Origin of the sequence: Glycomyces sp. YM15, from assembly GCF_016918015.1 — a bacterium.
GTDB lineage: Bacteria > Actinomycetota > Actinomycetes > Mycobacteriales > Micromonosporaceae > Glycomyces.
In genome coordinates this window covers 98,989-123,924 of record NZ_JAERMK010000010.1, presented here as the reverse complement: position 1 = coordinate 123,924, position 24,936 = coordinate 98,989, and the positions used below count along the sequence as shown (strand labels likewise).

Here is a 24,936-nt window from a genome sequence, read left to right as displayed (position 1 = left end):
ATGTCCGATGTCACCCGCCGGATGCTCTCGCTCCTGGCATCGCTGCAGACCGGCCGCGCGTTCGGCGGCGGTGAACTCGCCGCGAGGCTCGGTGTCAGCCCACGGACGCTGCGGCGGGACATCGACCGCCTGCGCGAGTACGGCTACCCGGTCGAGACGCGCCCGGGTCCCGGCGGCCACTACCGGCTCACTGCCGGTGCCGTGATGCCGCCGCTCATGCTCGAGGACGACGAGGCCATCGCGGTCCTGCTGGGCCTCGCCGCGCTGGCGTCCACCGGCAGCGCCGATGAGGGTTCGGTCGACGAAGCCGCCACCCGCGCTTACGGAAAGGTCGAGCAGTACCTGCCCAAACGGCTGCGTCCCCGGATCGCGCGGGTCCGCTCCAGCTTGGAGACCAGCGAGGTCCGCGCCCCGAGCACCAGCGCGGGAGACCTCGGTGAGCTCGCCGACGCGATCGCGGCCCGGCAGGTCGTCGCCTTCGACTACGAGCGCAAGGACGGCGTGGTCTCGTCGCGCCGCGTCGAGCCCTACCGCCAAGTCCACCACCTCCAGCGCTGGTTCCTCCTCGGCTGGGATCTCGGCCGCGGCGACTGGCGGGTCTTCCGGACCGACCGCCTTTCCGGTCTGCGCCTGTCCACGACCCGGTTCGACCCGCGGCCCGCTCCACCCGCCGTCGACTACCTCGCCGAGGGCATCGGCAAGGACCGGCAGCCCGTCGTGTTCGTCGTCGAAGCGCCCCCGGCGGCCGTTGCCGAGGCGTTCCGTCACGACACCGTCGAACTCAGCGTGCTCGACGGCGGACGCACCCGCGTGGCCATAGGCCTTGACTCGTGGGAGTGGCCGCTCGCCGCACTCGCTTTCCTCGACGCCGACTTCACGATCGAGGCTACTGACGCGTTCCGTGAGGGGTTCCGCCGCTTCGCCGAACGTCTGCGTTCGGCCGCCGCCTGAGCCCGACCGGACACGTCGCCTCGACTCCGCATGGCCTCATGGAAGGCGGTGTTCCTCGCCAGGTGATGGCGGCTGTCCATAGTCCAGTGCCTGCGAAGGATTCCAGGCCTGCGACGGCGTAGTCGAAGCGGCGCCGAGCCCTTTGAACCCATGATCGGGTATCACCCGAAACCCGCTTAAGAGGGGCGGGCCACAAGTACCTCGACCGAGGAGGGTCCACATCGCGAGAGCCGAAAGCCAAGAGCTCGAATCCTCTTATCCCCGCCAATCGCCCGGGTCGGCTTCGCCTGGGCACGCTGTAAGTCAAACCTCGGGCCAGGCGAGCGACAGGTACTGGGTCTCGGTGAACTCGTGGAGGCCTTCGCGGGCGCCCTCGCGGCCGAGGCCGCTCTGCTTGACTCCGCCGAAAGGGGCGGACGGGTCGGAGACGATGCCGCGGTTCAGGCCGACCATGCCCGCCTCGATCGATTCGCCCAGGCGCAAGGCCTGCCCCAGGTCACCGGAATAGACGTAGGCGGCCAGGCCCATCTCGGTGCCGTTGACCTCGCGGAGCAATGCGGCCTCATCGGTCCAGGTCACCACCGGCGCCACCGGGCCGAAGATCTCCTGCTGGACGATCTCGGCGTCGGCGGGCACATCGGCGAGCAGCGTCGGGGTGAAGAAGTGACCGGTGCCGCCCCTTGGCAGCTCGGCTTGCGCCACGACGCGGGCCCCGGCGGCCAGAGCCGAGTCGACCAAGTTCGTCACGCTGTCGACGGCTTCCGCGTTGATCAGTGGGCCGATGTCGGTGCGTGGGTCCGAGCCCGGCCCCACCCGCAGCGTCGCCACCCGCTTTCCGAAGCGGGACAGGAACTCCTCTGCGACATCGGCATGGACGTAGAACCGGTTGGCCGCGGTGCAGGCCTGCCCGCCGCCGCGGAATTTGGCGACCATCGCGCCGTCCACTGCGGCGTCGAGGTCCGCGTCCGCAGTGACGATGAAGGGCGCGTTCCCGCCTAGCTCCATCGACACGTTGACCACCCGGTCCGCCGCGTGCCGCAGGAGTTTCCGTCCGATCTCGGTGGAGCCGGTGAACGAGAGCTTGCGGACCCGGGGGTCCTCCATCCAAGCGGTGACCACCGAGGATGCGCGGGTCGTGGTCACGATGTTCACAACGCCGTCGGGGACGCCGGCCTCGGTCAGCAAGCGGACCAGAGCGAGCGCGGTCAGCGGCGTCTCCGCCGCCGGTTTGAGCACGACGGTGCAGCCGGCCGCCAGAGCGGGCCCGATCTTGCGGGCGGCCATGGCCGCCGGGAAGTTCCAGGGGGTGACCAGCGCGGCGATGCCCACCGGCCGCTGGGTCACCACGGTCCGGGTGCCGCCCGCCGGGGAGGGGCCGTACGCCCCGGCAGGGCGCACCGCCTCTTCGGCGTACCAACGGAAGAACTCGGCCGAATAGCGGACCTCGGCTTGCGCGTCGGCGGCCGCCTTGCCGTTCTCCGCCACGATGAGCGAGGCCAGCCGGTGGCGGCCGCTCATCATCAGCTCGAACGCGCGGTGGAGGATCTCGGACCGGCGACGCGGCGGCGTGGCGGACCATTCGCGAGCCGCGGCCGCTGCGGCGTCGACCGCGGCGGCGGCCTCGGCCGGGCCGCCGTCCGGCACGGCTCCGACCGTCCGGCCGGTCGCGGGGTCCTTGACTTCGAACTCCGTCATGGGAAACGCTCCTTCTACTGGGAAGACCGGTCAGGCCCGGGCGGACTCGGCGTCGTTGAGGGCACTGCCGAGCACGTCGAGCGCGTCGTGCAGCAGCTCGTCGCTGATCGACAGGGGCGGCAGGAATCGCAGGACGTTCCCGTACGTGCCGCAGGTCAGCACGATCACGCCCTGGGAGTGCGCGGCGGCCGCGAGGGCCTTGGCCAACCCCGGATCAGGCTCGGTCGTGCCCGGCCGCACCAGCTCGACCGCGATCATCGCGCCGCGTCCGCGCACCTCGCCGATGCGGCGGTGCGCCTTCTGGAAGCCCGCGAGCCGGTCCTTCATCAGCTGCTCGATGCGGCGAGCCCGTTCGATGAGCCCGTCGGCCTCGATGGTCTCGACCGCCGCGAGTGCGGCGGCGCAGGCGATGGGGTTGCCCCCGTAGGTGCCGCCGAGCCCGCCGGCGTGCGCGGCGTTCATGATCTCGGCGCGTCCGGTGACCGCCGACAGTGGAAGTCCGCCCGCGATACCTTTGGCGCTCACCAGGAGATCGGGGACGACGCCCTCGTGTTCACAGGCGAACATGGCGCCGGTACGGGCGAAGCCGGTCTGCACTTCGTCGGCGATGAACACCACGTCGTTGATCCGGCACCATTCGGCCAGCGCGGGCAGGAAGCCCTCGGCCGGCACGATGAACCCACCCTCGCCTTGGACGGGCTCGATGATCAGTGCGGCCGGGAGTCCCACCTGCTTCTCGATCATCTCGACGGCGCGTGCCGCCGCAGTTCGGCCGTCGAGCCCGTCGCGGTACGGGTAGGACAGGGGCGCGCGGTAGATCTCCGGCGCGAACGGCCCGAAGCCATGTTTGTAGGGCATGGATTTGGCGGTCAGCGCCATCGTGAGGTTCGTGCGGCCGTGGTAGGCGTGGTCGAAGGCCACCACGGCGTGCCTCCCGGTGTGGGTGCGGGCGATCTTGACCGCGTTCTCGACGGCCTCGGCGCCGGAGTTGAACAGCGCCGACCGCTTCTCGTGCGTGCCAGGGGTGAGCCGGTTGAGCTGCTCGGCCACTGCGACGTAGCCCTCGTACGGCGTGACCATGAAGCAGGTGTGCGTGAAGGCGGCGACCTGCTCGCGCACCGCCTCGACGACCCGGGGGGCACTGGCGCCGACGGTGGTCACCGCGATGCCTGAGCCGAGGTCGATGAGGACATTGCCGTCGACGTCCTCTACCACGCCGCCGCCGGCGCGGACCGCGAAGACCGGCAAGGTGGTGGCGACCCCGGAGGCCACGGCGCCCTGCGTGCGCGCCATGAGCGCTCGTGAGCGCGGCCCCGGGATGGAGGTCGCCAGGCGGCGGGTCTGGGCGGGAGTGCTGGTGAGCGTCATGAATCCAAGTCTCAACGCTCGGAATCATGCTGTCAAATGCCGATATTCTTGTCTCGCCATGCTCCTGAGGCATACTTCTGATCATGGAACTGCGCACCTTGCGATACTTCGCGGCCGTGGCCGAGCACGGCTCGGTGAGTGCCGCGGCCACGGCCGTCCGCATGACCCAGCCCGCGCTGTCGCGCCAGATTCGGCAGCTCGAACGCGAACTGGGCATCGACCTGTTCGACCGGCAGGGCGGTCGGCTGCGGCTCACTGCGGCAGGGCGGCAGTTCCTGCCCGTGACCCGCGACGTACTGCGGCGCGCGAGCGACGCACAGTCGGCGGCCGAGGCTTTCGCGTCCGGGCACCTTGCGGAGCTCACCATCGCAGCGCCGACCACGACGCTGACCGATGTCATCGCGCCGTTTCTCGCCACGTTCGGCACGAGCGACCCGCTGCCCCATGTCATCGAGGCGACCGGGACGGCCGTTCTTCGGGACGGCGCCGACCTCGCGATCGTCACCCGGACGCCCGAGGCCGGCTGGAGCCGCCGCGCGCTCGCCGTCCTCCCGCTGTGGGCCTATGTGCCGCAAGGACACCGGTGGGTTTCGCGCGCCTCGGTCGAGCTCGGCGAACTGGCCGCCGAACCGCTCATCGTGCTCGATCCGTCGCTGCGGCCGCGGCAGATCCTCCAGGAGGCACTGGAGACCGAGGGCCTCGCCATGCCCGAGTCGGTCGAATGCGGCAACGCACAGGTGGCGCAGGCGCTGGCGGCCGCCGGGCGCGGGGTCGCGGTCGTCTCCGACGACGCCAGGTTCGGGCTGCACGGGCTGCGCGTCGAAGGCGCAGGCGGGCCGCTGCGGATCAAGCTGCACGCGGCCTGGTCGCCCCGGCACCATGCGGCGGAAGCGCTGGCGGCCATCGCCGAACGGCTGCGGGAGTTCTGCGGAGAGCGCTACGGGGCCGACGTCCTCTCGACGGACTGACCATTTCATTCGGATACAAATGATCTAGCGTGAGATCTTGCCCGCCTCGCCGCATCTCGAGTATCGTTTGGGTACGAACGATTTTTCGGAATGCCAGGGAGAAGCCCATGTCGACATCCGCAGACACCGCCGCGCGCGAGGTCGAAGCCGACCTGGTCGTCGATGCCGTGCGGCAGGAGAGCGACGGCGTCGTCTCGCTGCGCCTGATCGCCCCGGGCGACCGCGAGCTGCCGACGTGGGCCCCGGGGGCCCACGTCGACCTCATGCTCCCGAACGGCGCGGTGCGCCAGTATTCGCTGTGCGGCGACCCCGCCGACCGCGCGAGCTGGCGCCTCGGCATCCTCCGCGAGCCGCAGAGCCGCGGCGGCTCGAGCTTCGTGCACGACAGCGTCAAGAAGGGGACCGTGCTGCGCACGCGCGGTCCGCGCAACAACTTCGCGCTGGCCGACTCACCCCGCTACCGCTTCATCGCCGGGGGCATCGGGATCACCCCGATCCTGCCGATGATCGCCGCCGCCCACGCCGCCGGAGCGGACTGGACCCTGCACTACGGTGGCCGCAGCCGCCGGTCCATGGCGTTCCTCGACGAACTCGGCGCCTACGGCGACCGGGTCACCGTGCTGGCCGCCGACGAGGTCGGCCTGCCCGACCTGGACGCACTGCTCGGCAGCCCGGAACCGGACACGCTCGTGTACTGCTGCGGCCCCGGAGGCCTGCTGGACGCGGTCGAGCAGCGGTGCGCGGCCTGGCCCGCCGGTGCACTGCACCTGGAGCGCTTCGCGGCCAAGGAACCCGCCTCCGCTGCCGACGACGCGGCGTTCGAGCTGCTGCTGCAGGAGTCCGGGCTGAACCTGACCGTTCCGGCCGACAAGTCGGTCTTCGAGGTCGTGCGCGAGGCGGGCGTGAACGTCGTCGGCTCGTGCTTCGAAGGCGTCTGCGGCACCTGCGAGACCGGCGTGGTCGACGGCGAGGTCGACCACCGCGACTCGGTGCTGTCTCCGGCCGAGCGCGAGGAGAACGAGGTCATGATGATCTGCGTGTCCCGCTGCAGGTCCGGCCGCCTCACCTTGGAGCTCTGACCGCCGAACCGAACGCGGCCGCGGGTGGTTCCCCACCCGCGGCCGCGTTCGTCGCGATCAGCGCGCCTCGACCGCCACCGGGAATCGCTTGATGCCGTTGACGAAGTTCGAGCGGACCCGCTTGACCTCACCGGTCAGCTCGATCGACTCGATGCGGGGCAGCAGCTCCTCCAGCAGCAGCCGGATCTCCATGCGGGCCAGGTTGTTGCCCAGGCACGTGTGCGGACTGCCCTTGCCGAAGGTCATGTGGTCGACGTCTGGACGGCGCACGTCGATCCGATAGGGATCGGGGAAGTGCGCCTCGTCGCGGTTGCCCGAGGCGAACCACATGACGACCTTGTCGCCCTCCTTGATCTGCTTGCCGCCCAACTCCACATCGCGTGTCGCGGTCCGGCGGAAGTGGTAGACCGGCGAGGCGTAGCGGATCAGCTCCTCCAACCCGGAAGTGATCAACGCCGGGTCGGCCTGGAGCGCCCGCAGCTGCTCGGGCTGCTCCATGAGGCCGAGCATGATGTTGCTGATGGCGTGGCGGGTCGTCTCGTTGCCCGCGATCACCAGCAGCAGGAAGTAGTTGTCGAAGTCCCGCGCCGAGAGCGGCACCCCGTCCATCGGCACCTTGTTGACGAGCAGGCTCACCAGGTCGGTGCCGTCGCCGCCCCGCCGGCGCTCGGCCAGCGCCCGGCCGTAGTCGAACACCTCCTGCACCACCGGCGAGCGGAACGGCAGGTGCTTGTACTGCTCGCTCTCGGGCGAGTCCAGCGGGTGGTCGGTGAAGTCCGGATCGGTGTTGCCGACCAGCTCGTTGCCCCACGCGATCAGCTGCCCGGTGTCCTCCAGCGGCACGTCGAGCAGCCGGGCCAGCACCTGGATCGGGAAGTCCGCGCTGATCTTCTCCACGAAGTCGAACTCGCGGTGCTCCAGCGCCGCGCCGACGGTCTGCCGGGTCAGCCCGCGAAGGAAGCCCTCGTAGTTCTTCATCAGCTTGCGGGGGCTGAATTCGCGCGCGATGAGCTGACGCATCGCCTGGTGCCGTTCGCCTTCGGTCTCCAACAGCGACCGGCGCGCGTCCATCAGGTCGTCGTCGACCTCTTCGAGGTTGACGAACTTCTCGGAGGTGAACGTCTCGGGGTCCTTGTCGACCGCCCAGATGTCGTCGAAGCGGGTGACGGCCCAGAAGCCGCTGCCCGGAGCGGGCTCGGGCGTCCAGTGCACCGGGTCCTCGCGGCGCAGCGTGTCGAACTGCGCCCAGCCGAGGCCCGCGCCGAACCGGTCGAGGTCGGCGAGGTCCACCTGGTCCAGCGGGACCGTTTCGGGCGGGGTCATGGGAACTCCTTCAAGGTTTCGGGAAGCCCTGCAGGGCTGTCGGCGTGCTCAGAGGTGGTAGGTGTACTCGCGGAACTCCCAGTCGGTGATGAAACGGTTGAACCGCTCGATCTCGTTGCGCTTGTAGGCGTCGAAGGTGCGGGTGAACTGCTCGCCGAGGAGGCCTGTCATCGCCTTGTCCTCCCGCAGCGCGTTCAGCGCCGCGTCGAGCGAGGCGGGGAGCTTCGGCGAGCGCGAGGGGTCGTAGCCGTACCCCTCGAGCGGCGCCGGAGCCGCGAGCTTGTCCCGGATGCCGAGATAGGCGGCGGCCAGCAGGCCGGCGATCGCAAGGTAGGGGTTGGCGCTGGCGTCGCCGAGCCGCAGCTCGAGGCGGCTGGCGCCGCCTCGTTCGGGCGGGATCCGGACCATCGCGGACCGGTTGTCCAGGCCCCAGTCGATCAGCCAGGGCGCGAGCGTGTCGGGACCGAAGCGCTTGTAGGAGTTGATGGTCGGATTGCTGACCGCCGCAAGCGCCGGGGCGTGCTGGAGAATGCCCGCGACGGCGTGCCGGGCGAGATCGGACAGGCCGTCGGGGGATTCCGGGTCGTCGAAGAGCGGGATGTTCCCGTCCTCGGACCAGGCCGAGAAGTGCAGGTGGAAGCCGGATCCGCCCTCGTCGTTGAACGGCTTGGCCATGAACGTCGCCAGTTTGCCGCGGGCGCGGGCCAGCTCCTTGACGGCGGCCTTGAACCGGTGGGCGCGGTCGGCGGCGTCGAGCGCCTCGGAGTGCCAGAGGTTGATCTCGAACTGGCCGGAGGAGAACTCGTGGTTGGCCGCGACCACCTCCAGGCCGTAGTCGCCGATGGTGCGCAGCGCCGATAGCAGCACGTTCTCGGGGTCCCCGCGCAGGCCCGAGACGTACACGTTGCCCGGGCTCTCGCCGTAGCGACGCCAGCCCGAGGGCGACTGCTCGCTCTCCTCCAGCAGATAGAACTCCAGCTCCGGTCCGACGAGAGGCCGGATGCCGAGCTCGGTGAACTTGTCGACCACCCGCTTGAGCACTGCTCTGGGGCTCTCGGGGGAGACCGAGCCGTCGGGGTCGAACAGGTCGGCGATGCAGTGGGCGACGCCGGGCTCCCAGGGAATCGGCTGGAGGGTGTCGAGATCGGGGAAGGCCACGATGTCCGGCAGCCCCGCGCTCGTCCCGCCTTCGAAGTCGACGACGTCGCCTTGCGGTGTGGTGCCGTAGACCGAGCGGCAGAAGGGGACGCCGCTGCCGGCGGTGCGGGCAAACCTGTTGACGAGCAGATCGCGGCCGCGATCGGTGCCGATGATGTCGGCGTAGCCGAGCCGGACGACGTCGATGCCCCGCTCGGTCAGTTGGTTTTGGACCTCGGCGAGCCGAGAGGTGTCGAAGTGAGTCACGCGCCAGACCTCCATGTCGTTCGCATCCAAATGATATCGGACACGTTTGCGCTTGACAAGAGCCTTCCCCGGAGGAACTCTGCATGTTATCGTTTGGATCCGAACGTTATGGCCGAGGCGTGAACCCCTCCGGCCCGGCCCCCGACGAAGGGAAACCGCCGTGAGCGAGTTGCAGGGCTTCTTCTATCCGCGGACCGCCACGGGCAACGCGAGCCTGATCCCATCGCCGCCGTGGCACTACTCAGGTGACCTCCTCACCATCGAGTACCGCACCGACCCCGCCAGGGTCGCCGAACTCCTGCCGGCGCCGCTGGAGCCGGCCGAGGAGGACCCCGGAGCGGTGGCGCTGATCTGGGCGGACTGGCAGTCGTGCTCGTCCTCGCGCGAGGAGCTGCTCGACCCGGTGCGCAGCCAGTACAAGGAGGCGTTCGCCGTTGTGCGCTGCTCATACCGCGGCACCACTTACTCCCGCTGCGTCCACATCTGGGTCGACAAGGATTTCGCGATCCTGCGCGGACTGCATCAGGGATACCCGAAGAAACTGGGTTCCATGTGGCAGACGAGGCCGCATCCCTTCGCCCAGGGCGCCCCGCAGATCGCCCCCGGCGGCACCTTCGGCGCGACCCTCGCGGCGGGGGACCGGCGGCTCGCCCAGGCGGTGCTCACCCTCCGCGAGGAGTCGTCCCACAACGGCTTCGTCAACGGCCACCCGATGGCCCACCACCGGGTCTACCCCGGCATCGAGCGCGGCGCGACCGGCGACGCCTACGCCGAGCTCATCGCCTCCTCCGGAGCGCAGATCGAAGGCGGTCCCTGCTGGACCGGCGAGGTGGACCTGGAGCTGTTCCCCTCCCCCACCGAGGAGCTGGACCGGCTGTACGTCGATGAGATCATCGGCGGCTACTACCGGCAGGTCGGCGTGGTCTGGGACGGCGGCACGTCACTCGCGACACTGTCGTGACCGACGTCCCCGAACCGCACCGCCGCTGATGGATACGATGGGTCGATGCCCGACAAACGCACCCTGGCGCAGACCGAAGCCGCGATGTCCGCGCATGTCGGTCACCTGCCGATCGACTTCCGCGCCGCGCACGCGCTGTCGAGTCTCTACCGGGCCGCCAACGCCGCGCGGACGCACCTGACGAACTCGGTCCTGCGCGAGCACGACCTCAGCTGGACCGGGTTCGTGGTGCTGTGGGTGATCTGGATCGAGGACGGTCTGGAGACACGCGAGGCCGCCGAGGCCGCCGCCATCTCGAAGGCGACGCTGACCGGTGTCGTCAAGACGCTCGCCGCCCGGGGCTGGATCCGTCGGATCCCGAGCACAGTGGACCGCCGCCTGGTCAATCTGGAGCTGACCCAGAGCGGGAAGGACCTGATGGAGGACCTGTTCCCGAAGTTCAACGCGGGCGAAGCCGAACTCGTCGCCGGCCTGTCGCAGCGCCGGATTGACGAGATGACCAAGGCGCTGCGACAGATCGTCAAGACCGTCGAGAGCAGCTGACCGGACCGCTCAGCGCTCCGCGGCGTACTTGCGCGCGGCGTCCACATGCGCGGTGAAGATCGCCAGCTGCCGCGGGTCGGTGTCGAAGGTGTCCTCCGGATGCCATTGGACGCCGAGGAACCAGCCCTCGCCCCGGTCCGAGGTGACCGCCTCGACCACCCCGTCCCCGCTGCGCGCCGCGGCCCGCAGGCCCGCGCCCAATGCGTCCACGCACTGGTGGTGGTAGCAGGACACGGTCAGCTCGGTCCCGGCCGCGTCGGCTAGCACGGAGCCGGGCTCGGCGGTGACCTGGCGCATGCGGTTCCAGTGGGCGCCGCCCTGCCCGCCCGCACCGCCCTGCCCGTCCAGCTCCTTGAGGTCGAGGTGGAGGGTACCGCCGAGCGCGGTGCTGACGACCTGCAGCCCGCGGCAGACCGCCAGCAGCGGCAGGCCCCCGTCCAGCGCGGCCCGGGCCGCGGCCAAGTCGAAGGCGTCCTGCTCCTCGTCCACGTCGTACAGGCTGGGATGGGCGCTCTGGCCGGTCCAGTGCGCCGAGAGGTCGCCGCCGCCGGGCAGCAGCAGCCCGTCGGCGAAGCGCAGGCGGAAGGCCACTTCGTCGTCGGTGACCGCCCCGCCCGGCGCGTGCGGGTGCACACTGACCGGTTCGCCGCCTGCGGCGTACACGGCCGCGATCAGCTTGCGGGCATTGACCTCCGCCTCGTAGCGCAGGGCGGAAGCGGAAGCGGAGAACCGGGCGGGGACGGCGATCAGGGGGCGGCGTTCACGCATAGCGGATCCAGGTGCTCTTCAGGTCGGTGTACTCGTCGAGGGCGTGGCGGGACTTGTCGCGGCCGTTGCCGGAGAGCTTGACCCCGCCGAACGGTGCGTTCATGTCGCTCTCCTCATAGCAGTTGACCCACACGGTGCCCGCCTTGAGCGCCTTCGACATCCGGTGGGCGCGGCCCAGGTCGGCGGTCCACAGCCCGGCGGCCAGCCCGTAGGGCGTGTCGCCGGCGACGCGCACCGCCTCGGCCTCGTCGGCCACGACCTGCACCGCCAGCACGGGGCCGAACAGCTCCTCGCGGGCGAGCGGGTGGTCGGGGCGCTCGCAGTGGACCGCGGTCGGCTCCAGGTAGCTGCCGCCGGTCTCGGCCAGGACCCGGCCGCCGCCGAAGATCGTCGATGCGCCCTCGCCCAGACCCCTGTCGAGCTGTCCGAGGATGCGCTCGAGACTGCGCTCGTCCACGACCGGCCCCATCTTCGTGTCGGGCAGCAGTGGGTCGGCGGGGAACCACGAACGCGCGGTCTGCCTGAGTCGCTCCAGGACCCGGTCGGCGACGCTCTCCTGCACCACGAGCCTCGCTCCCGCGCTGCACATCTCACCGGAGTTGAAGAAGATCGCCCAGGCCGCCGTGTCGGCCGCCGCGTCGAGGTCGGGGGCGTCGTCGAGGATGATGTTGGGCGACTTGCCCCCCAGTTCCAGGTAGACCCGTTTGAGGTTCGAGTCGGCGGCGTAGCGGAGGAAGTGCCTGCCGACCTCGGTGGAACCGGTGAAGCTCACGATGTCGACGTCGTGGTGTTCACCGAGCCCGCGCCCGACGATGGGCCCGTCTCCGGTGAGCACGTTGAGCGCGCCCGGCGGCAGCCCGGCCTCCCGCCCCAGTTCGGCGACCCGCAGCATGGACAGTGGGGACTGCTCGGCGGTCTTGAGCACCACCGTGCACCCGGCCGCCAGTGCCGGGGCCAGCTTCCATCCGGCGATGGTGAGCGGGAAGTTCCACGGCACGACCGCGGCGACCACGCCGGCCGGTTCCCGGGTGACCAGGGACAGTTCGCCGGGCCCGGTGGGGGTGGTCTCTCCGCCCTGCTTGTCGGCGAGTTCGCCGTAGTAGCGCAGGCAGCCGATGAGGGCGCGCAGCTCGATCTCGTAGGCGTACCGGATGGGCTTGCCCATCTCGACGGCGATGAGCAGGGCCAGTTCCTCGCGGTGCTGTTCCACCAGCGCGGCGAAAGCCTGGAGGACTTCGCCGCGCTCGCGCGGGTGCAGGCGAGGCCAGGGACCGGAGTCGAAGGCCCGCCGGGCGGCCGCGACGGCGTCGTCCACGTCGGACCGGTCGGCCCAGGCGACGTCGACGACCGGGAGGCCGGTGCGCGGCGAGCGCACCGCGCGGACGGCGCCAGAGGCGCTGGGCCGGGGTGCGCCGTCGATGAACAGGGCGGCCGGGTAGGCCGCCGTCGCGGCCCGCTCCGGCCAGTCCACTGCGGATACGGTGTCGGTCGGTGTGCTGGTCATGTTGTCGCCTTAGGGGGTTCCGGCCGGGAGGGGCTTGCGGACGCCCCGGAACTCCCAGTCGCCGCCCTGGGCGGTGGAGAGCACTTCCTCGCTCTCGGTCGGCTGGGCGCCGACGTCGGCGCGGATCGGCGTGGGGCCCTCCACGATGCGGTTGCGCAGGGTGCCGAGGCCTTCGACCTCGACCTCGACCACTTCGCCGGGGTAGACGGTGCGGGAGATCGCCGGGGTGCCCGACAGCAGCAGGTCGCCGGGCTGGAGGGTGATGGTGCGGGCGATGTCGGCGACGAGGTAGTGCATGTCCCACTCCATCTCGTCGGTGGTGGCGTCCTGGCGGACCTTCCCGTCGACCAGGGTGCGGATGCGCTTGCCGCGGAAGTCCCAGCCTTCGACGATCCCCGGCCCGACCGGGCAGAGCGTGTCGGCGCCCTTGACGCGCAGCATCGACCCGGCGTCGGTGTCGCGGAAGTCGTGCAGGCCGTAGTCGTTGGCGATGGTGTAGCCGCGGATGTAGTCGCCGGCCTCGGCGGGGGCGACGTTGCGGCAGGTGCGGCCGATGACGATGGCGATCTCGCCCTCGTAGTTGAGCCAGTTGCAGCCCGCGGGGCGCACCACTGCCGACTCGTGCGCGTTGAGCGCCGAGATCGGCTTGTGGAAGTAGGTGGGCGCGGGCGGCAGCGTGGTCATCATTTCCTCGACTCGGCTGCGGTAGTTCAGGTGCACGCACACGATCTTCGAGGGCGTCACCGGCGGGAGGTGGACGGCGTCGGCGATGGCGACGCGGCGGCCGTCGCCGGCGACGAGCTCGTCATCGGCGCGGATCACGTCGACGGCGTTGCCGTCCAGCAGGATGCGGCGGTATTCGCGGACGGTGCTCATGGTCGGTCGACCTCCAGGGCGGTGGGGCGGGCGGCGGGGAAGCCGGTCTCGGGGCGGTCGAACCACAGGTGCACCTGGCCGGTGCCGACCGAGTTCTCGTACTCGCCGTACTGGCGGGCTGCAGCGGTGCAGTCGGCTTCGCCGAGCGCCCCGATCATCATCAGGTAGTGGCCGAACCTGGCCTCGGGTTTGAACTTGTAGAACTCCGGCATCGTGTCGAGCACCTTCGCGTGGTCGCCGGCCTTGAACCAGGCGATCCGTTCGAAGTCGGCCGCGGCGGCCTCGGGGGTGAAGATGTGTTCGACGCCCGCGGCCTCGTGGTCGCGCAGTTGCCGCAGCGGCCAGAAGGTGTGCGAGAGCGCCCCGGAGGCGATCAGGAGCACCTTGCGGTCGGATTCGGCGATCGCCTGGCCGAGCGCGCGGCCGAGCCGCAGGTTGTCCTCGGTGTCGGCGGTCTGGCAGACGCCGATGGAGATCCACCGCTTGTCCGGCAGGCCCTTGCCGAGGAATTCCCACAGGTTGGTGGTGGCGTAGAAGATCGGCAGGGAGTGGTCGTCGATGGCGGTGATCCAGGTGCCGTTGGCCTCACCGCGCGCGGCGATGAGGTGGGCCAGCTCGGGGTCGCCCGGGAAGTCGTAGGGGCGGCGGGACATGCCGCGGGGCAGCTCCTCCGAAGTGAACAGTCCGCTGCGGCGGTCGTGTGCGGTGACGACGAACTCGACGGTGGTGGCCCAGTGGGAGTCCAGGACGACGACCGTGTCGTAGTCGGCCGTTTCGAAGACGTCCGCTCGCAGCCGCTCCAGCCCGGAGACCAGAGTGGTGTCCGCTCCGTGGTTGAGCTCCCGCCGAGTCGCCTCCGGCAGGGCGATGGTCGGGACGTGCGCCAGCAGGCCGGCGCCGACGATTTCACCCATGGTTCGCACGCTCCTGTCCACCGGTCCAGCCGCTGGGGGCGATGACCGTGTTCTTGATGTCGGTGTAGAAGTCGAAGGACCAGATGCCGCCCTCGCGGCCGATGCCCGACTTGCCGCTGCCCCCGAAAGGCGCGCCAAGGTCGCGCACGAAGAAGCAGTTGACCCAGACCGTGCCCGCGCGCAGCCGCGCGCTGATGCGGTCGGCGCGTTCGCGGTCGCCGGTCACCAGCGTCGCCGCCAGCCCGAACCGCGTGGCGTTGGCCATCGCAACGGCCTGCTCCTCGCTTGAGAAGGTCTGCACGGTGAGGACCGGGCCGAACACCTCCTCGGTGACGATCTCGCTGCCGGGGGCGGCATCGAGCAGGATCGTGGGAGCGAAGTACAGGCCGCCGAGATCGGGGTTCGGGCCGCCGCCGAGCACGGCGCGCGCGCCGTCCGCGATCGCCCGGTCCACGAACCCTTGGACGCGTTCGAAGTGCGGGCGGCTGATGAGCGCGCTGATATCGGTGTCCTCGTCGCGCGGATCGCCTTGCCGCAACTGGCGGGCGCGTTCGAGCACCCGCTCGGTGAAGTCCTGCGCGATCGTCTCCTCGACCAGAATCCTGAAGGCGCCCAGGCAGACCTGCCCGGCGTTGTCGAACTGCTCGACGGCCAGGTCGACGGCGAGGTCGAGGTCGGCGTCGGCGAAGACGACCAGCGGCGACTTGCCGCCCAGCTCGAAGGACAGCGGGACGATGTTCGACGCGGCCGCAGCGGCGACGACCCCCGCAGTGGGGACCGAGCCGGTGAACGCGAGGCGGTCGATTCCCGGGTGCGCGGTCAGCGGGGCGCCCGCCTGCCGGCCCGTGCCCTGGACGACGTTGAGCACCCCGGCCGGGAGACCGGCCTCGTGCGCGATGTCGGCGAGCAGCGAGGCGGTGAGCGGCGCCCATTCCGGCGGCTTGAGCACGACCGTGTTCCCCGCGGCCAGCGCCGGGCCGATCCGCCAGGTCGCCAGCATCAGCGGGGCGTTCCAGGGGGTGATGACCGCGACCACGCCCGCGGGGTCGTAGCCGATCCGCTCGCGGTGGCCGCGCACCTCCATGTCGGGGTGCCCGAGCTCCTTCTCGGCGAAATCGGCGAAGTAGCGAAAGTTCGCGGCCGAGCGCGGCATGACACCGCGGCGGTGGCTGCGGATCAGCGAGCCGTTGTCCCGGGTCTCGACCCTGGACAGGTCCTCGACCCGGGCTTCGATGCCGTCGGCGAGGCGGCGCAGGATCGCCGATCGCTCCGACACGGGCAGGGCCGCCCATGCCGGGAAGGCCGCGCGCGCCGCGGCCACGGCCTTGTCGACCTCGGCGGCGCCGCCCGCGCTCACCTCCGCGACGGGGGTCTCGTCGATCGGCGAGCGGTCGGTGAAGGTCGACCGCGAGGTGACCCTGCGGCCGCCGATCCAGTGCCGGGTGTCGACGGGCACGCCGTCGACGATCGCGATGTGTTGGGCCTGTTCCATGGAGCTCCTCCGCGTCGAGGACGGCTCGGCTCTACGGGAAGCCGAGAGATCGTTCGGGTACAAACGTATTTGATCAAATCGTAACCGTCAAGTAGTCGCAGGCCCTTGCCTTGAAATCATTCGGATCCTAACATTCATGAGACTGGCATCACATTGATGCCGACGATCAACGCCACAGCGGCGTGGAAAGGTTTGGTCATGAGCGAGCAACCCGGGCGCACTTCCCTCGAGCAGCGCGACTCCCATAATCTCGGCGGGGGCCGTCTGGGAGTCCTCCCCATCGCATTCTTCGTGGTCTCGGCAGCCGCACCGCTGACGGCGATGGCCGGCGGCGCGCCGGTCGCCATGCTCATGGGCAACGGCCCTGGCATCCCCGCCGCCTACGTCCTGGTCACCGTCATGCTCCTGGTGTTCTCCGTCGGCTACACGGCGATGGCCAGGCACCACACCAGCACCGGCGCCTTCTACAGCTACGTCGCACGCGGCCTGAGCCGGCACTTGGGCGGCGCCGCCGCCTGGATGGCCCTGCTCGGATACAACGCCATGCAGATCGGTCTCTACGGCCTGTTCGGCGCGGTCACCTCGGGCTTCCTGGCCGAGGAGTTCGGTCTCGACGTCCCGTGGTGGGCCTCGGCGCTGGCCGCCCTGGCCATCATCGCCGTACTCGGGTACCGCAGGGTCGACCTCTCGGTGAAGGTCCTCGGCATCCTCGTCGCGCTCGAATTCCTGGTGGTCCTCGTCCTCGACGCGGCCATCGCGATCAAGGGCGGCGAAGGCGGCGGCGGCTCGTTCACGCTGGAGCCGTTCACGCCCGCCGCGCTGACCTCGGGCTCGCTCGGCATCGCCCTGCTGTTCGGCGCCGCCTCGTTCATCGGCTTCGAAGCGACCACCATCTACAGCGAGGAGGCCAAGGACGCCAAACGCACCGTGCCGCGCGCGACCTACGCGGCCGTGCTGACCATCGGCGCCTTCTACTCGATCACCACCTGGCTCATGGTCAACGCCCAGGGCGCCGGATCCCTGGTGGACTTCCTGGCGGTCCTCGAACCCGACCCGACCGCGTTCCTGTTCGTCCTGGGCGGCACCTATATCGGCGGCACGCTGACCATGACAATGTCGGTCCTGCTCATCACCAGTGTCTTCGCCGCGCTGCTGGCCTTCCACAACGCGGTCGCCCGCTACCTCTTCGCCCTCGGTCGCGAAGGCCTCGTCACCGAACGGCTCGGCCGCACGCACGCCGCCCACTCCAGCCCGCACGCCGGATCGGTCATCCAGAGCGCGCTCGCCGTCCTCGTCATCGCGGTCTTCGCCGTCAGGGGCGCCGACCCCGTGCTCACCTTCTTCACCTGGCTCACCCAGCTCGGCACCCTCGCAATCCTGGCGCTGATGGCGCTGGCGTCCTTCGCGGTGCTCGCATTCTTCTCCCGCAACGGCGGACTCGACGCCAACGTCTGGCGCACCCGGATCGCGCCGCTTCTGGGCGGAGTCATGATGGCGGCCGTGGCTGTCTACGCCACCTCGCAGTTCGGCCTCCTCATCGGCGACACCACCAGCCCCCTGGGCTGGGCGCTCCCGGCACTGATCCCGGTCGCCGCGGTGATCGGCGTCATCGGAGCCGAGCGTCTTCGCAAGCGGTCGCCCGAGCTGTGGGAGCACATGGGCCGCCACCGCGGCGACTAGCGGTCGGGTCGGTGCGGCCATCCCGCTCCACCCCAATGAGGTGAAAGATCTGAGCTGCCGGTCGCTTCGTACATGTCGCCGAAGGCGGGGAGACGACCGCGGGGACACTGTCCAAAGTGGCAGTGCCCCCGCAGGACACCTAAGGGTTCGGTTTCGACCTTTCATGGATCCGGGAAGTCCTACGGTCAGAGAGCTCGTTGTATCTAGGCGTGATCTCTTTGTCTTGCAACGAATTTCGTGCTGAAGGTGCTGCTGCGTGATCGGGTCCAGGTAGGGTCGTTCGCTCTAGTGCCCTCTGTCCACACGCTCTCGCCGCACTTCTCCGGATGCGTGCCCGGTTAAACCAGCGACTCAGCATGCTGTTCGGTTGGGCAGTTGGAACGGTCAGAGGTAGGTCAGTGCTTCCCTGACCGTGATCCGTGAGGCCTCGGCGGCCGAGACACCCTGACCGCCGAGGCAGCACACTCGGGACACCAACACCGCACTGAGCAGGTCCCTCGATCGCGCGGCGATGCTCCCGCCAGTCGCGGTCCGCGACCGGCTCGACCAGTGCCATCCGGTCATCGCCCGGCTGCGGGACGACACAGCGCGAGTCTCAGTCGCTTCGGCGCCTAGCTTTGGCGGGGAACTGGCTGACGGCAGCTGGATGGAGCTGGACACAATCGGACCCGCAGAACCGGATACAGGGAGTTTTCCCAGTTCGGCAGCCTGAAGGCGGTCATTGTCGAACACATGCGCCAAGATTCGAAGATCGGAACGCAAATAGCCCCGCCGGTCCTGCGTAACCGCAGGTCAGCGGGGCTCATTGGCGGAGGATATGGGATTTGAACCCATGATCGGGTATCACCCGAAACCCGCTTAGCAGGCGGGCGCACTAGGCCACTATGCGAATCCTCCAGGACGCGCCGGAGCGCGTACCAAGCACAGAGCATACCGGGCCGGTCTCGGTTCGCCCAAGCGGGTTTGGGGTTAGTCAGAGCCAGGTCACGCGGGGTGCGACCAGGAGGTATCCGACGAAGGCCGCGATGTCCAGGAGGGTGTGGGCCACGATGAGCGGGCCTGTGCGCCTCCAGCGAAGGTAGAAGAACGCGAAGACGGCGCCCATGACCATGTTGCCGATGAAGCCGCCGAAGCCCTGGTAGAGGTGGTACGTGCCGCGGAGGAGGGCGTGGGCGGCGATGATCGCGGGCGTCCTCCAGGCGAGCCGGCGCAGGCGGGTGACGAGGTAGCCGAGGCCGACGACCTCTTCGATGATCGCGTTCTTGAGCGCGGCGAGGACGAGGATCGGGACGGCCCACCACACGTCGTTGAGGTTCGCGGCGGCGATCTCGGCGTTCAACCCGAGCGCGCGGGCGGTGAAGTAGAGGCCGAGGCCGGGGATCCCGATGCACGCGGCGAGTCCGGCGCCGCTGAGCAGGTCGAACCCGGGGCGCCGAGTGTCGAGGCCGATGGCGCGGAAGGGGTTGCCGCGGTCGAGGCTGAGGAAGTGCAGGGCGAGTGCGACGGGGGCCATGGCGAGGGCGAGGCTGACGAGCTGGCGGGTGAGGTCGTACCACGGCCGTTCGGCTTCGGCCTTGGCCGAGTTCATGGTCTGGACGGTGTCGTCGAGCCCGGGCCCGGTGAGGGTGCCGATGATGTCGACGATCGACCAGATCGCGGACGCACCGAGGGAGAGGGCGAGGACGATCCAGATCTCGCGCCGGATGACTCGGGGTGCGAGCAGCGGCTCGGTCGCCGGTTCGTCGGCGAGTGCGGTCTCGGGGCGGTTCGACATGCGTTCCAGCCTGCCAGAACCGCGGAGCGGGTGCATCTGCCGGGCGACACGCCGGGGCCGGGCGGAATTCGGAGCGGTTTCGGCGGGGTCGCACCGCGTGTGCGACGTGCCGGTACTCGCCGGGGGCATGATCATCATGCGAGGCGAGGTGCTGTGAATCTCATCCCACTCGGCGACGCTCACCGCTCACGGCACCTCGCTTTCCTACACCCCGTGGCCGCCCGATGTCTGTCGGTTTCTTGACACTCGACGATGCAGATCAGGTAAGGTTAGCCAGTCCTTACCTGAGAGGGGTACGCTATGCGGCTCGCGACTGCGGAGGCTCGCGTCTTGAGCACCACCGCACTCGGACGCCGTCCCTTCTCGGCGCTGCGCGGCGGTTCGCTCGCCGAGCCGCGACTCCCCCAGCCGATCGACGCGCTTCGCACCACCGCCGATCGGGTCGACCGCGCTGTCGGGGTCCATCCGCTCGCGGGCGTCCGCGCTTGGCTGGACGGCGAACCCGCGCGGGACGGCATCGAGTTCCGTGGCGACGAACTGGCCGCTGGTGAGCGGGTCGAGGAGCTCATGGGCACGGCCGCCGCGCTGTGGGGCGGTTCCGCTCACGCGAATGCGGCGCTCGCCTGGAAGACCTACTGCTACTGGACGCTCGCACCGGTCGTGCTCGGCTATGTGGCCGCCCGCCGCGTCCCGGTCTTGGACGCCTCGAACGCGGTCTTCCGCGTCGCTGCGGAAGCCCCGATGTTCTCGGTGCGCCAGCTCCGGCCCCGTTTCCTCGCACTGCCGCACGACCCGTGCGCGTCGCATCCCGGCGTGGAGGTGGTCGCGAACGAGGCGGTGCTGCTGGACCGCTTGCGCGCCAGCGTGTTCGAGGGCCACCTGCTGCCGGTGCTGGACGCGTTCCTCGCGCGGGCGAGGGTCGGGCGGCGGACGCTCATGGGTTCGGTCGCCTCGGGGATCGCCTACGGGGTCGCGGCGATCGCGCAGGTCGTGCCGGAACAGGACGACGTGCTCGCCAAGACCTTCCTGGAGGCGTTCGACGTCAGCGACCTGGTCGATGTCAGCACTGACGGGGACGGCCGCCTGGTCTACCGGCGGCGCACCTGCTGCCTGGCGCTCACGATCGAGGGCAACCGCACCTGCTCCACCTGCTGCGTCCAGTCCGACCGGCCCTGACGGTCGTTTGGTAGATTGGCGCTTGCCTCAACGGGCCCTGGAGGGGTCGCATAGTGGACTAGTGCAGCGGTCTTGAAAACCGCCGTGGGTGTCAAAGCTCACCGTGGGTTCGAATCCCACCCTCTCCGCAGCAAGAATGGCCTCCGACCAGGAAATTCCTTGGTCGAAGGCCACTTGTGTACTGACGCGGGAAGTCCGGCTAGGTCCGGCCCGGAACGGCTGATTCCGGCCCACCAGTCAGAATACGGTCAGAATTCCTCACCGCCTTCGTCGTCATCTCCGCCCTGCTCATTGGCGTCGTCAGGGTCCTGGGCGGGCATTGAATCGAGGATCAGCTTGAGTTCCCGTTTGGCACTGCCGTCGAGGCACTTGGCGTAGGTGCCCGACAGGGTGTCGATACTGTGGCCCGCCCGTTCGGCGACCTGGGCGGGATCCCCAACCGCAGCAAGCCAACCGGAGACGCAGGCGTGCCGCAGGTTGTAGGGGACCGCAGCGAGGCCGCGTTCCAACTCCTCGGCGGTGAGCGCAGCCCGGCGGGCGTCGCTCCAGACCCGGGAGTAGGTCTCCGGCGTCGGGACTGCGCCCTTCGGCCCGACGAAGAGGCGCCCGAGCATGGCATGCTGCCAGCGGTTTCATTCGCTGAACGCCACTTGTGGACTGTCGCGGGCGGGCTTGGCGCTGCGCTCGCTCGGCTTCGGTGCGGATGTTCGCCGTGAAGGTGGGCACGCATGCACACCGAGCACCCGCCGAGCCGCGAAGCCGAACCGGAAGCAGACCGAGGCGGCCTGATGTCGAGGGACGTCACGAACGAACTGGTAGCCGTGGTGTTCGGCTCGAATCGCGGCTTTGACTGCATGTCATTTCCGGCGAATGGCGCAATGCACCCGAATCCCGTTCGCACTGCCCCTCGCCACTGCTGTGCGCCTGGGGTCTTCCCGTGCCCGGGACATGAAAAAGGACTCAGCACCCCGGCACGGTGCTGAGTCCACGATTAGGGTAACCCCATGGCGCAACATGCTTCACTTCCGGGTCGGGATATTCACAGAATCGTTACGATGGCGCACCGCTGCGAGGAGGCCGACGGCATCGCCCCGTTCAACGAGCAGACGACGCTCGCGCTGTCTCGCCACCCCGAGAAGCATCGCAGGCATTTCGTTGTGCGCCTTGGCGATGCGGTCATCGCGTACGCGGGCGCGGAGAAGGTCGGGCCGACCGCCGAGGCGGAGCTGGCGGTCGATCCGGCGCACCGGGGCAAGGGGGTCGGCCGCAGATTGCTCGCCAGCGTCTTGGATTGGATTGAGGCGGACATCACTGAATTGCGGGTCTGGGCGCACGGCGATCTGCCCGTTTCACAACACTTCGCAGAGAAACACGGCTTCACGCGGGACCGGGTGCTCTACCAGTTCTCCCGCGAACTCGACGGATTCGCCTGGCCTTCGGCATGGCCGGAGGGCATCGGGCGGAACTGGCCGGTCGGCGACGGCCCGGCCGCGACACTCCCCGAAGGAGTGCGCCTGCGACCCTTCAGGGTCGGGAGTGACGAGGCCGAGTGGCTGCGGGTGAACGCGGGGGCGTTCGCCACGCACCCCGAGCAGGGGCGCTGGACCGCAGCGGATCTCGCGGCACGCGAGGAGGAGACCTGGTTCGACCCCGACGGGCTGCTGGTGGCGGAGGACGAAGCGGGCCTGCTCGGCTTCCACTGGACGAAAGTGGAGGACGGCATCGGCGAGGTCTACGTCCTCGGCGTCGACCCCCGCGCCCAGGGCACCGGCCTCGGCCGGACCCTCACCCTCGCCGGGCTCGCCCACCTTGCGGCACATGGCATCCAGCAGGTCGACCTCTACGCGGACGAATCGAACACCAAGGCGGTCAAGCTGTACCGCTCGCAGGGCTTCGCGATCGTGCGCACCGACGTGCAATGGGCGAAGCGACTGCGCTGAGAAGGAACGCCGGTCAAGCCGAAGCGAGCGCGTCCGTCGGATAGCCCTCTTCACCCGGCAGCACCAGGCGGGCGTCCTCGCCCTCGACCGCGACCCGCGGCAGGATCGGCGACATGTCGCGCTGCTCCGCCGCGGCGAACACCTCGCCCACCGTCGAATACCGCGCCAGCTCGGCGAGCGTCGTCGCCTCCGGGATCGACATCTGGCCGCCGTACTGGCATACCGCCTGCTCAGGCCCGATCCACGTCGCGTACTCCGGCTCGCGGACCCTGATCCGCGGCTGGAAGCCCTCGGCCAGCGTCGCCACATAGATCCACGAGTCGAACCGCACCGGCTCGTACTCGGGCGTCACCCAACGTGCCCAAGCGCGCTGGAGCGCGACCATCGCGCCGGTCTCCTCCTCCACGGCCCGCAGACCGGTCATCGCCACGTCGGGGTCGTCCGGCTTGTGCCGGCCGCCGGGGAAGCCGTACTGGGCGCCTCGGGGCCCGTTCATGGCGTTCTCGTAGCCGTCGACGTCGAGGTGCGCCCACCGCTCGCGCACCTGGAGCGTCTCGGCGCGGTCGATCGAGGGGAGTCCGAACGGCTCCTTCGCCGCGTGCCGCAGCAGGAACACCCGCAGCGGCGCCTCGCGCAGCAGCACGACGGCGGCCGCGCGCTCGGGCTCGGCGGGGGCGCCCTGCTTTCGGAGGCGGGCGAGCGCACGAGCGGCCGACGTCGAGTCGACCGCTCTGAAGTCCCATTTCCCGAAGCGCTGGATGGACATGCCATCACGCTAGCCCAAGAACGCGCGTTTCCAGCGCGCAACGGCCGAAACGAGGGCGGCCCGGCCGAAGCCGGGCCGCCCTCGTTGCCGCTCGCTAGCCGATGAACTGGATCGGCAGGTAGAACAAGGCGCCCACGAGCGCCGCGATCGGGAACGTGATGATCCACGCGATCACGATCGAGCGGGCCACGCCCCACCTGACGGCGCGCTTGCCGCCGGTCGAGCCGACGCCCATGATCGCCGAGGTGATCGTGTGCGTGGTCGAGATCGGCGCGCCCAGCAGGAACGTGTTCGCGTAGAGCACGGCGCTGGCGACCGTCTCGGCCGCGAAGCCCTGGGGCGGGCCGAGGTCGATGATCTTGCGGCCCATGGTCTTGATGATGCGCCAGCCGCCCGCGTACGTGCCGGCGGCCATGACGGCGGCGCTGGCGAGGTAGACCCATTCGGGGATCGGCTCGGCGGCGTTGTAATACCCGCCGACCGACAGGGCCAGGATGATGATGCCCATGACCTTGGCGGCGTCCTGCATGCCGTGGCCGATGGCCATCGCGGCCGCGGAGGCGGTCTGGGCGTGGCGGAAGCCGCGGTTGAGCTTGTCGGGGCGGCCGTGCTTGAAGAGCCAGTAGACGGCGATCATCACGAGGAAGCCGAGGGCGAAGCCGACGAGCGGGGAGATGATCGTCGGCAGCACGATCTTGTCGACGATGCCGCCCCACAGGACGACCGCGCCGCCGGCCATGGTCGCGCCGACCATGCCGCCGAACAGCGCGTGCGAGGACGAGGTAGGCAGACCGAAGTACCAGGTGGTGAAGTTCCAGGCGATCGCGCCGAAGAGGCCGGCGATGACGATCAGGATGCCTTCGAGGCCGTCGGGGAGCTCGACCAGGCCCTTCGCCACGGTCGCGGCGACCTTGCCGCCGAGGTGGGCGCCGACGAAGTTGCCGAGCGCGGCCATGCCGAGCGCGACGCGGGGCTTGAGCGCCCGGGTCGAGATCGAGGTGGCGATGGCGTTCGCGGAGTCGTGGAAGCCGTTGGTGTAACCGAAGAGCAGGGCCGCGGCGATACAGATCGAGACCGCGATGAACACACTGTCCACGTTCAGGATTCCTTGACGTAGACCGACTCGACGACGTTGGAGACCGACTCGAAGGAGTCGCAGGCGGCTTCGAGCTCGTCGGCGACCTCTTTGAGCTTCATGACCGTCAGCGCCGGGTACTCGCCGGAGTACAGGCGCACCAGGAGCATGCGGTAAGCGCGGTCGCCGTCGTTCTCGAGGCGGTTGCACTCGACCCAGAACTCCTTCATGGTCGCGTTGAGGCCCTTGAGCTTGGGCATGTACTCCGCGAGGAGGTCGGCCTGCGCGCCGAGGACGGTGACCTGCTCGATCATCTCGCGCGGCAGCGTGGGCAGCTCGGAGAGGCCGTAGAGGTAGACGAGGTTCGCGGCGGCCTCGATGTGGTCGAGGATGTCGTCGAGCTTGCCGGCCAGGTGGTACATGTCCGTGCGGTCCATCGGGGTGACGAACGTCGAGTTGATCTTGTTGAACAGCCGGTGGGTCAGCTGGTCGTTGTCGTGCTCGACGTCGACGAGACGCTCGGAGATCTTCTGGTAGTCGGCCGACTCGTCCCCCAGTTCGGCCAGGATCGACACGCCTCGGCGGATGTTGTCCGCCGCATCGTTGAAGAAGGCGTAGAACGTGTCGTCCTGAGGCTTCAGCGAGAACCGCACTGGGCACCCCTGCTTTCGGTCGTTTT

22 protein-coding genes and 2 tRNA genes are annotated in these 24,936 nt (G+C 69.6%); 9 read left to right on the top strand and 15 right to left on the bottom strand.

All coding sequences use genetic code 11. The features are described 5' to 3' along the window. Window positions 1-951 carry a YafY family protein gene (locus JHY01_RS13030; RefSeq protein WP_205326086.1) on the top strand — a complete coding sequence of 317 codons (951 nt, stop codon included), beginning with the start codon at window positions 1-3 and terminating at the stop codon, window positions 949-951. A 303-nt stretch (window positions 952-1,254) separates the two neighbouring features. Here JHY01_RS13030 and JHY01_RS13025 read toward each other — a convergent pair whose 3' ends face one another. Then, the gene (locus JHY01_RS13025) at window positions 1,255-2,646 is read right to left on the bottom strand and encodes an NAD-dependent succinate-semialdehyde dehydrogenase (RefSeq protein ID WP_205326085.1); all 1,392 of its coding nucleotides are present in this window, start codon (window positions 2,644-2,646) and stop codon (window positions 1,255-1,257) included. A 30-nt stretch (window positions 2,647-2,676) separates the two neighbouring features. Next, entirely contained in the window at window positions 2,677-4,014 is a 1,338-nt protein-coding gene (gene gabT / locus JHY01_RS13020) for a 4-aminobutyrate--2-oxoglutarate transaminase (protein ID WP_205326084.1), read from the bottom strand. Between the two features lie 83 nt (window positions 4,015-4,097). Between gabT and JHY01_RS13015 the strand changes: the two genes are divergently transcribed. Beyond that, complete coding sequence (locus JHY01_RS13015) at window positions 4,098-4,982, top strand: LysR family transcriptional regulator (RefSeq protein WP_205326083.1); 885 nt, start codon at window positions 4,098-4,100, stop codon at window positions 4,980-4,982. 107 nt (window positions 4,983-5,089) lie between these two features. Further along, window positions 5,090-6,061 (top strand): PDR/VanB family oxidoreductase, encoded by a 972-nt coding sequence (locus JHY01_RS13010; RefSeq protein WP_205326082.1) that lies wholly within the window; start codon window positions 5,090-5,092, stop codon window positions 6,059-6,061. Window positions 6,062-6,118: 57 nt separating this feature from the next. Here the strand turns inward: JHY01_RS13010 and JHY01_RS13005 are convergent, their stop codons facing one another. Both JHY01_RS13005 and JHY01_RS13000 read right to left on the bottom strand, forming a co-directional pair. After that, on the bottom strand, window positions 6,119-7,384 hold the full coding sequence (locus JHY01_RS13005) for a cytochrome P450 (protein ID WP_205326081.1): 1,266 nt from the start codon (window positions 7,382-7,384) through the stop codon (window positions 6,119-6,121). A gap of 48 nt (window positions 7,385-7,432) precedes the next feature. Next, window positions 7,433-8,788, bottom strand: a complete 1,356-nt coding sequence (locus tag JHY01_RS13000) for a glutamine synthetase family protein (RefSeq protein ID WP_205326080.1) — start codon at window positions 8,786-8,788, stop codon at window positions 7,433-7,435. A gap of 160 nt (window positions 8,789-8,948) precedes the next feature. On the opposite strand from JHY01_RS13000, the gene JHY01_RS12995 reads away from it, so the two are divergent. After that, window positions 8,949-9,749: an acetoacetate decarboxylase family protein gene (locus JHY01_RS12995; protein ID WP_205326079.1), complete on the top strand. Its 801-nt coding sequence runs from the start codon at window positions 8,949-8,951 to the stop codon at window positions 9,747-9,749. A 45-nt stretch (window positions 9,750-9,794) separates the two neighbouring features. Beyond that, window positions 9,795-10,292, top strand: coding sequence for a MarR family winged helix-turn-helix transcriptional regulator (locus tag JHY01_RS12990; RefSeq protein ID WP_205326078.1), 498 nt, complete (start codon window positions 9,795-9,797; stop codon window positions 10,290-10,292). Window positions 10,293-10,301: 9 nt separating this feature from the next. On the opposite strand, the gene JHY01_RS12985 is transcribed toward JHY01_RS12990, so the two are convergent. Genes JHY01_RS12985 through JHY01_RS12965 form a run of 5 tightly spaced genes read right to left on the bottom strand, consistent with a single transcriptional unit; the run spans window position 10,302 to window position 15,846 of the window. Beyond that, window positions 10,302-11,060 carry a gamma-glutamyl-gamma-aminobutyrate hydrolase family protein gene (locus JHY01_RS12985; protein WP_205326077.1) on the bottom strand — a complete coding sequence of 253 codons (759 nt, stop codon included), beginning with the start codon at window positions 11,058-11,060 and terminating at the stop codon, window positions 10,302-10,304. Then, on the bottom strand, window positions 11,053-12,564 hold the full coding sequence (locus JHY01_RS12980) for an aldehyde dehydrogenase family protein (protein WP_205326076.1): 1,512 nt from the start codon (window positions 12,562-12,564) through the stop codon (window positions 11,053-11,055). The genes JHY01_RS12985 and JHY01_RS12980 overlap by 8 nt, the downstream gene beginning before the upstream one ends. 9 nt (window positions 12,565-12,573) lie before the next feature. Beyond that, complete coding sequence (locus JHY01_RS12975) at window positions 12,574-13,440, bottom strand: fumarylacetoacetate hydrolase family protein (RefSeq protein WP_205326075.1); 867 nt, start codon at window positions 13,438-13,440, stop codon at window positions 12,574-12,576. Then, the gene (locus JHY01_RS12970) at window positions 13,437-14,354 is read right to left on the bottom strand and encodes a hypothetical protein (RefSeq protein ID WP_205326074.1); all 918 of its coding nucleotides are present in this window, start codon (window positions 14,352-14,354) and stop codon (window positions 13,437-13,439) included. Before JHY01_RS12970 ends, JHY01_RS12975 begins: the two co-directional genes overlap by 4 nt. After that, window positions 14,347-15,846, bottom strand: coding sequence for an aldehyde dehydrogenase (locus tag JHY01_RS12965; protein ID WP_205326073.1), 1,500 nt, complete (start codon window positions 15,844-15,846; stop codon window positions 14,347-14,349). The genes JHY01_RS12970 and JHY01_RS12965 overlap by 8 nt, the downstream gene beginning before the upstream one ends. 198 nt (window positions 15,847-16,044) lie before the next feature. Between JHY01_RS12965 and JHY01_RS12960 the strand changes: the two genes are divergently transcribed. Then, a complete protein-coding gene (locus JHY01_RS12960; protein ID WP_205326072.1) occupies window positions 16,045-17,526 on the top strand; it encodes an APC family permease in 1,482 nt (493 codons plus the stop codon). An 806-nt stretch (window positions 17,527-18,332) separates the two neighbouring features. On the opposite strand, the gene JHY01_RS12955 is transcribed toward JHY01_RS12960, so the two are convergent. Both JHY01_RS12955 and JHY01_RS12950 read right to left on the bottom strand, forming a co-directional pair. Further along, window positions 18,333-18,423, bottom strand: a tRNA-Ser gene (locus JHY01_RS12955). Between the two features lie 76 nt (window positions 18,424-18,499). After that, the gene (locus tag JHY01_RS12950; RefSeq protein ID WP_205326071.1) at window positions 18,500-19,300 is read right to left on the bottom strand and encodes a CPBP family intramembrane glutamic endopeptidase; all 801 of its coding nucleotides are present in this window, start codon (window positions 19,298-19,300) and stop codon (window positions 18,500-18,502) included. 330 nt (window positions 19,301-19,630) lie between these two features. On the opposite strand from JHY01_RS12950, the gene JHY01_RS12945 reads away from it, so the two are divergent. Beyond that, complete coding sequence (locus tag JHY01_RS12945) at window positions 19,631-20,476, top strand: hypothetical protein (RefSeq protein ID WP_205326070.1); 846 nt, start codon at window positions 19,631-19,633, stop codon at window positions 20,474-20,476. A gap of 39 nt (window positions 20,477-20,515) precedes the next feature. After that, window positions 20,516-20,604, top strand: a tRNA-Ser gene (locus JHY01_RS12940). Window positions 20,605-20,724: 120 nt separating this feature from the next. On the opposite strand, the gene JHY01_RS12935 is transcribed toward JHY01_RS12940, so the two are convergent. Then, window positions 20,725-21,090 carry a hypothetical protein gene (locus JHY01_RS12935; protein WP_205326069.1) on the bottom strand — a complete coding sequence of 122 codons (366 nt, stop codon included), beginning with the start codon at window positions 21,088-21,090 and terminating at the stop codon, window positions 20,725-20,727. 390 nt (window positions 21,091-21,480) lie between these two features. On the opposite strand from JHY01_RS12935, the gene mshD reads away from it, so the two are divergent. Further along, entirely contained in the window at window positions 21,481-22,416 is a 936-nt protein-coding gene (mshD, locus tag JHY01_RS12930) for a mycothiol synthase (RefSeq protein ID WP_275889768.1), read from the top strand. Window positions 22,417-22,429: 13 nt separating this feature from the next. Here mshD and JHY01_RS12925 read toward each other — a convergent pair whose 3' ends face one another. The 3 genes from JHY01_RS12925 to JHY01_RS12915 all read right to left on the bottom strand — a co-directional run bounded on the left by JHY01_RS12925 (window position 22,430) and on the right by JHY01_RS12915 (window position 24,910). Beyond that, the gene (locus tag JHY01_RS12925; protein WP_205326067.1) at window positions 22,430-23,182 is read right to left on the bottom strand and encodes a hypothetical protein; all 753 of its coding nucleotides are present in this window, start codon (window positions 23,180-23,182) and stop codon (window positions 22,430-22,432) included. Window positions 23,183-23,276: 94 nt separating this feature from the next. Next, complete coding sequence (locus JHY01_RS12920; protein WP_205326066.1) at window positions 23,277-24,278, bottom strand: inorganic phosphate transporter; 1,002 nt, start codon at window positions 24,276-24,278, stop codon at window positions 23,277-23,279. Window positions 24,279-24,280: 2 nt separating this feature from the next. After that, complete coding sequence (locus tag JHY01_RS12915; RefSeq protein ID WP_205326065.1) at window positions 24,281-24,910, bottom strand: DUF47 domain-containing protein; 630 nt, start codon at window positions 24,908-24,910, stop codon at window positions 24,281-24,283. Window positions 24,911-24,936 lie beyond the last annotated feature (26 nt).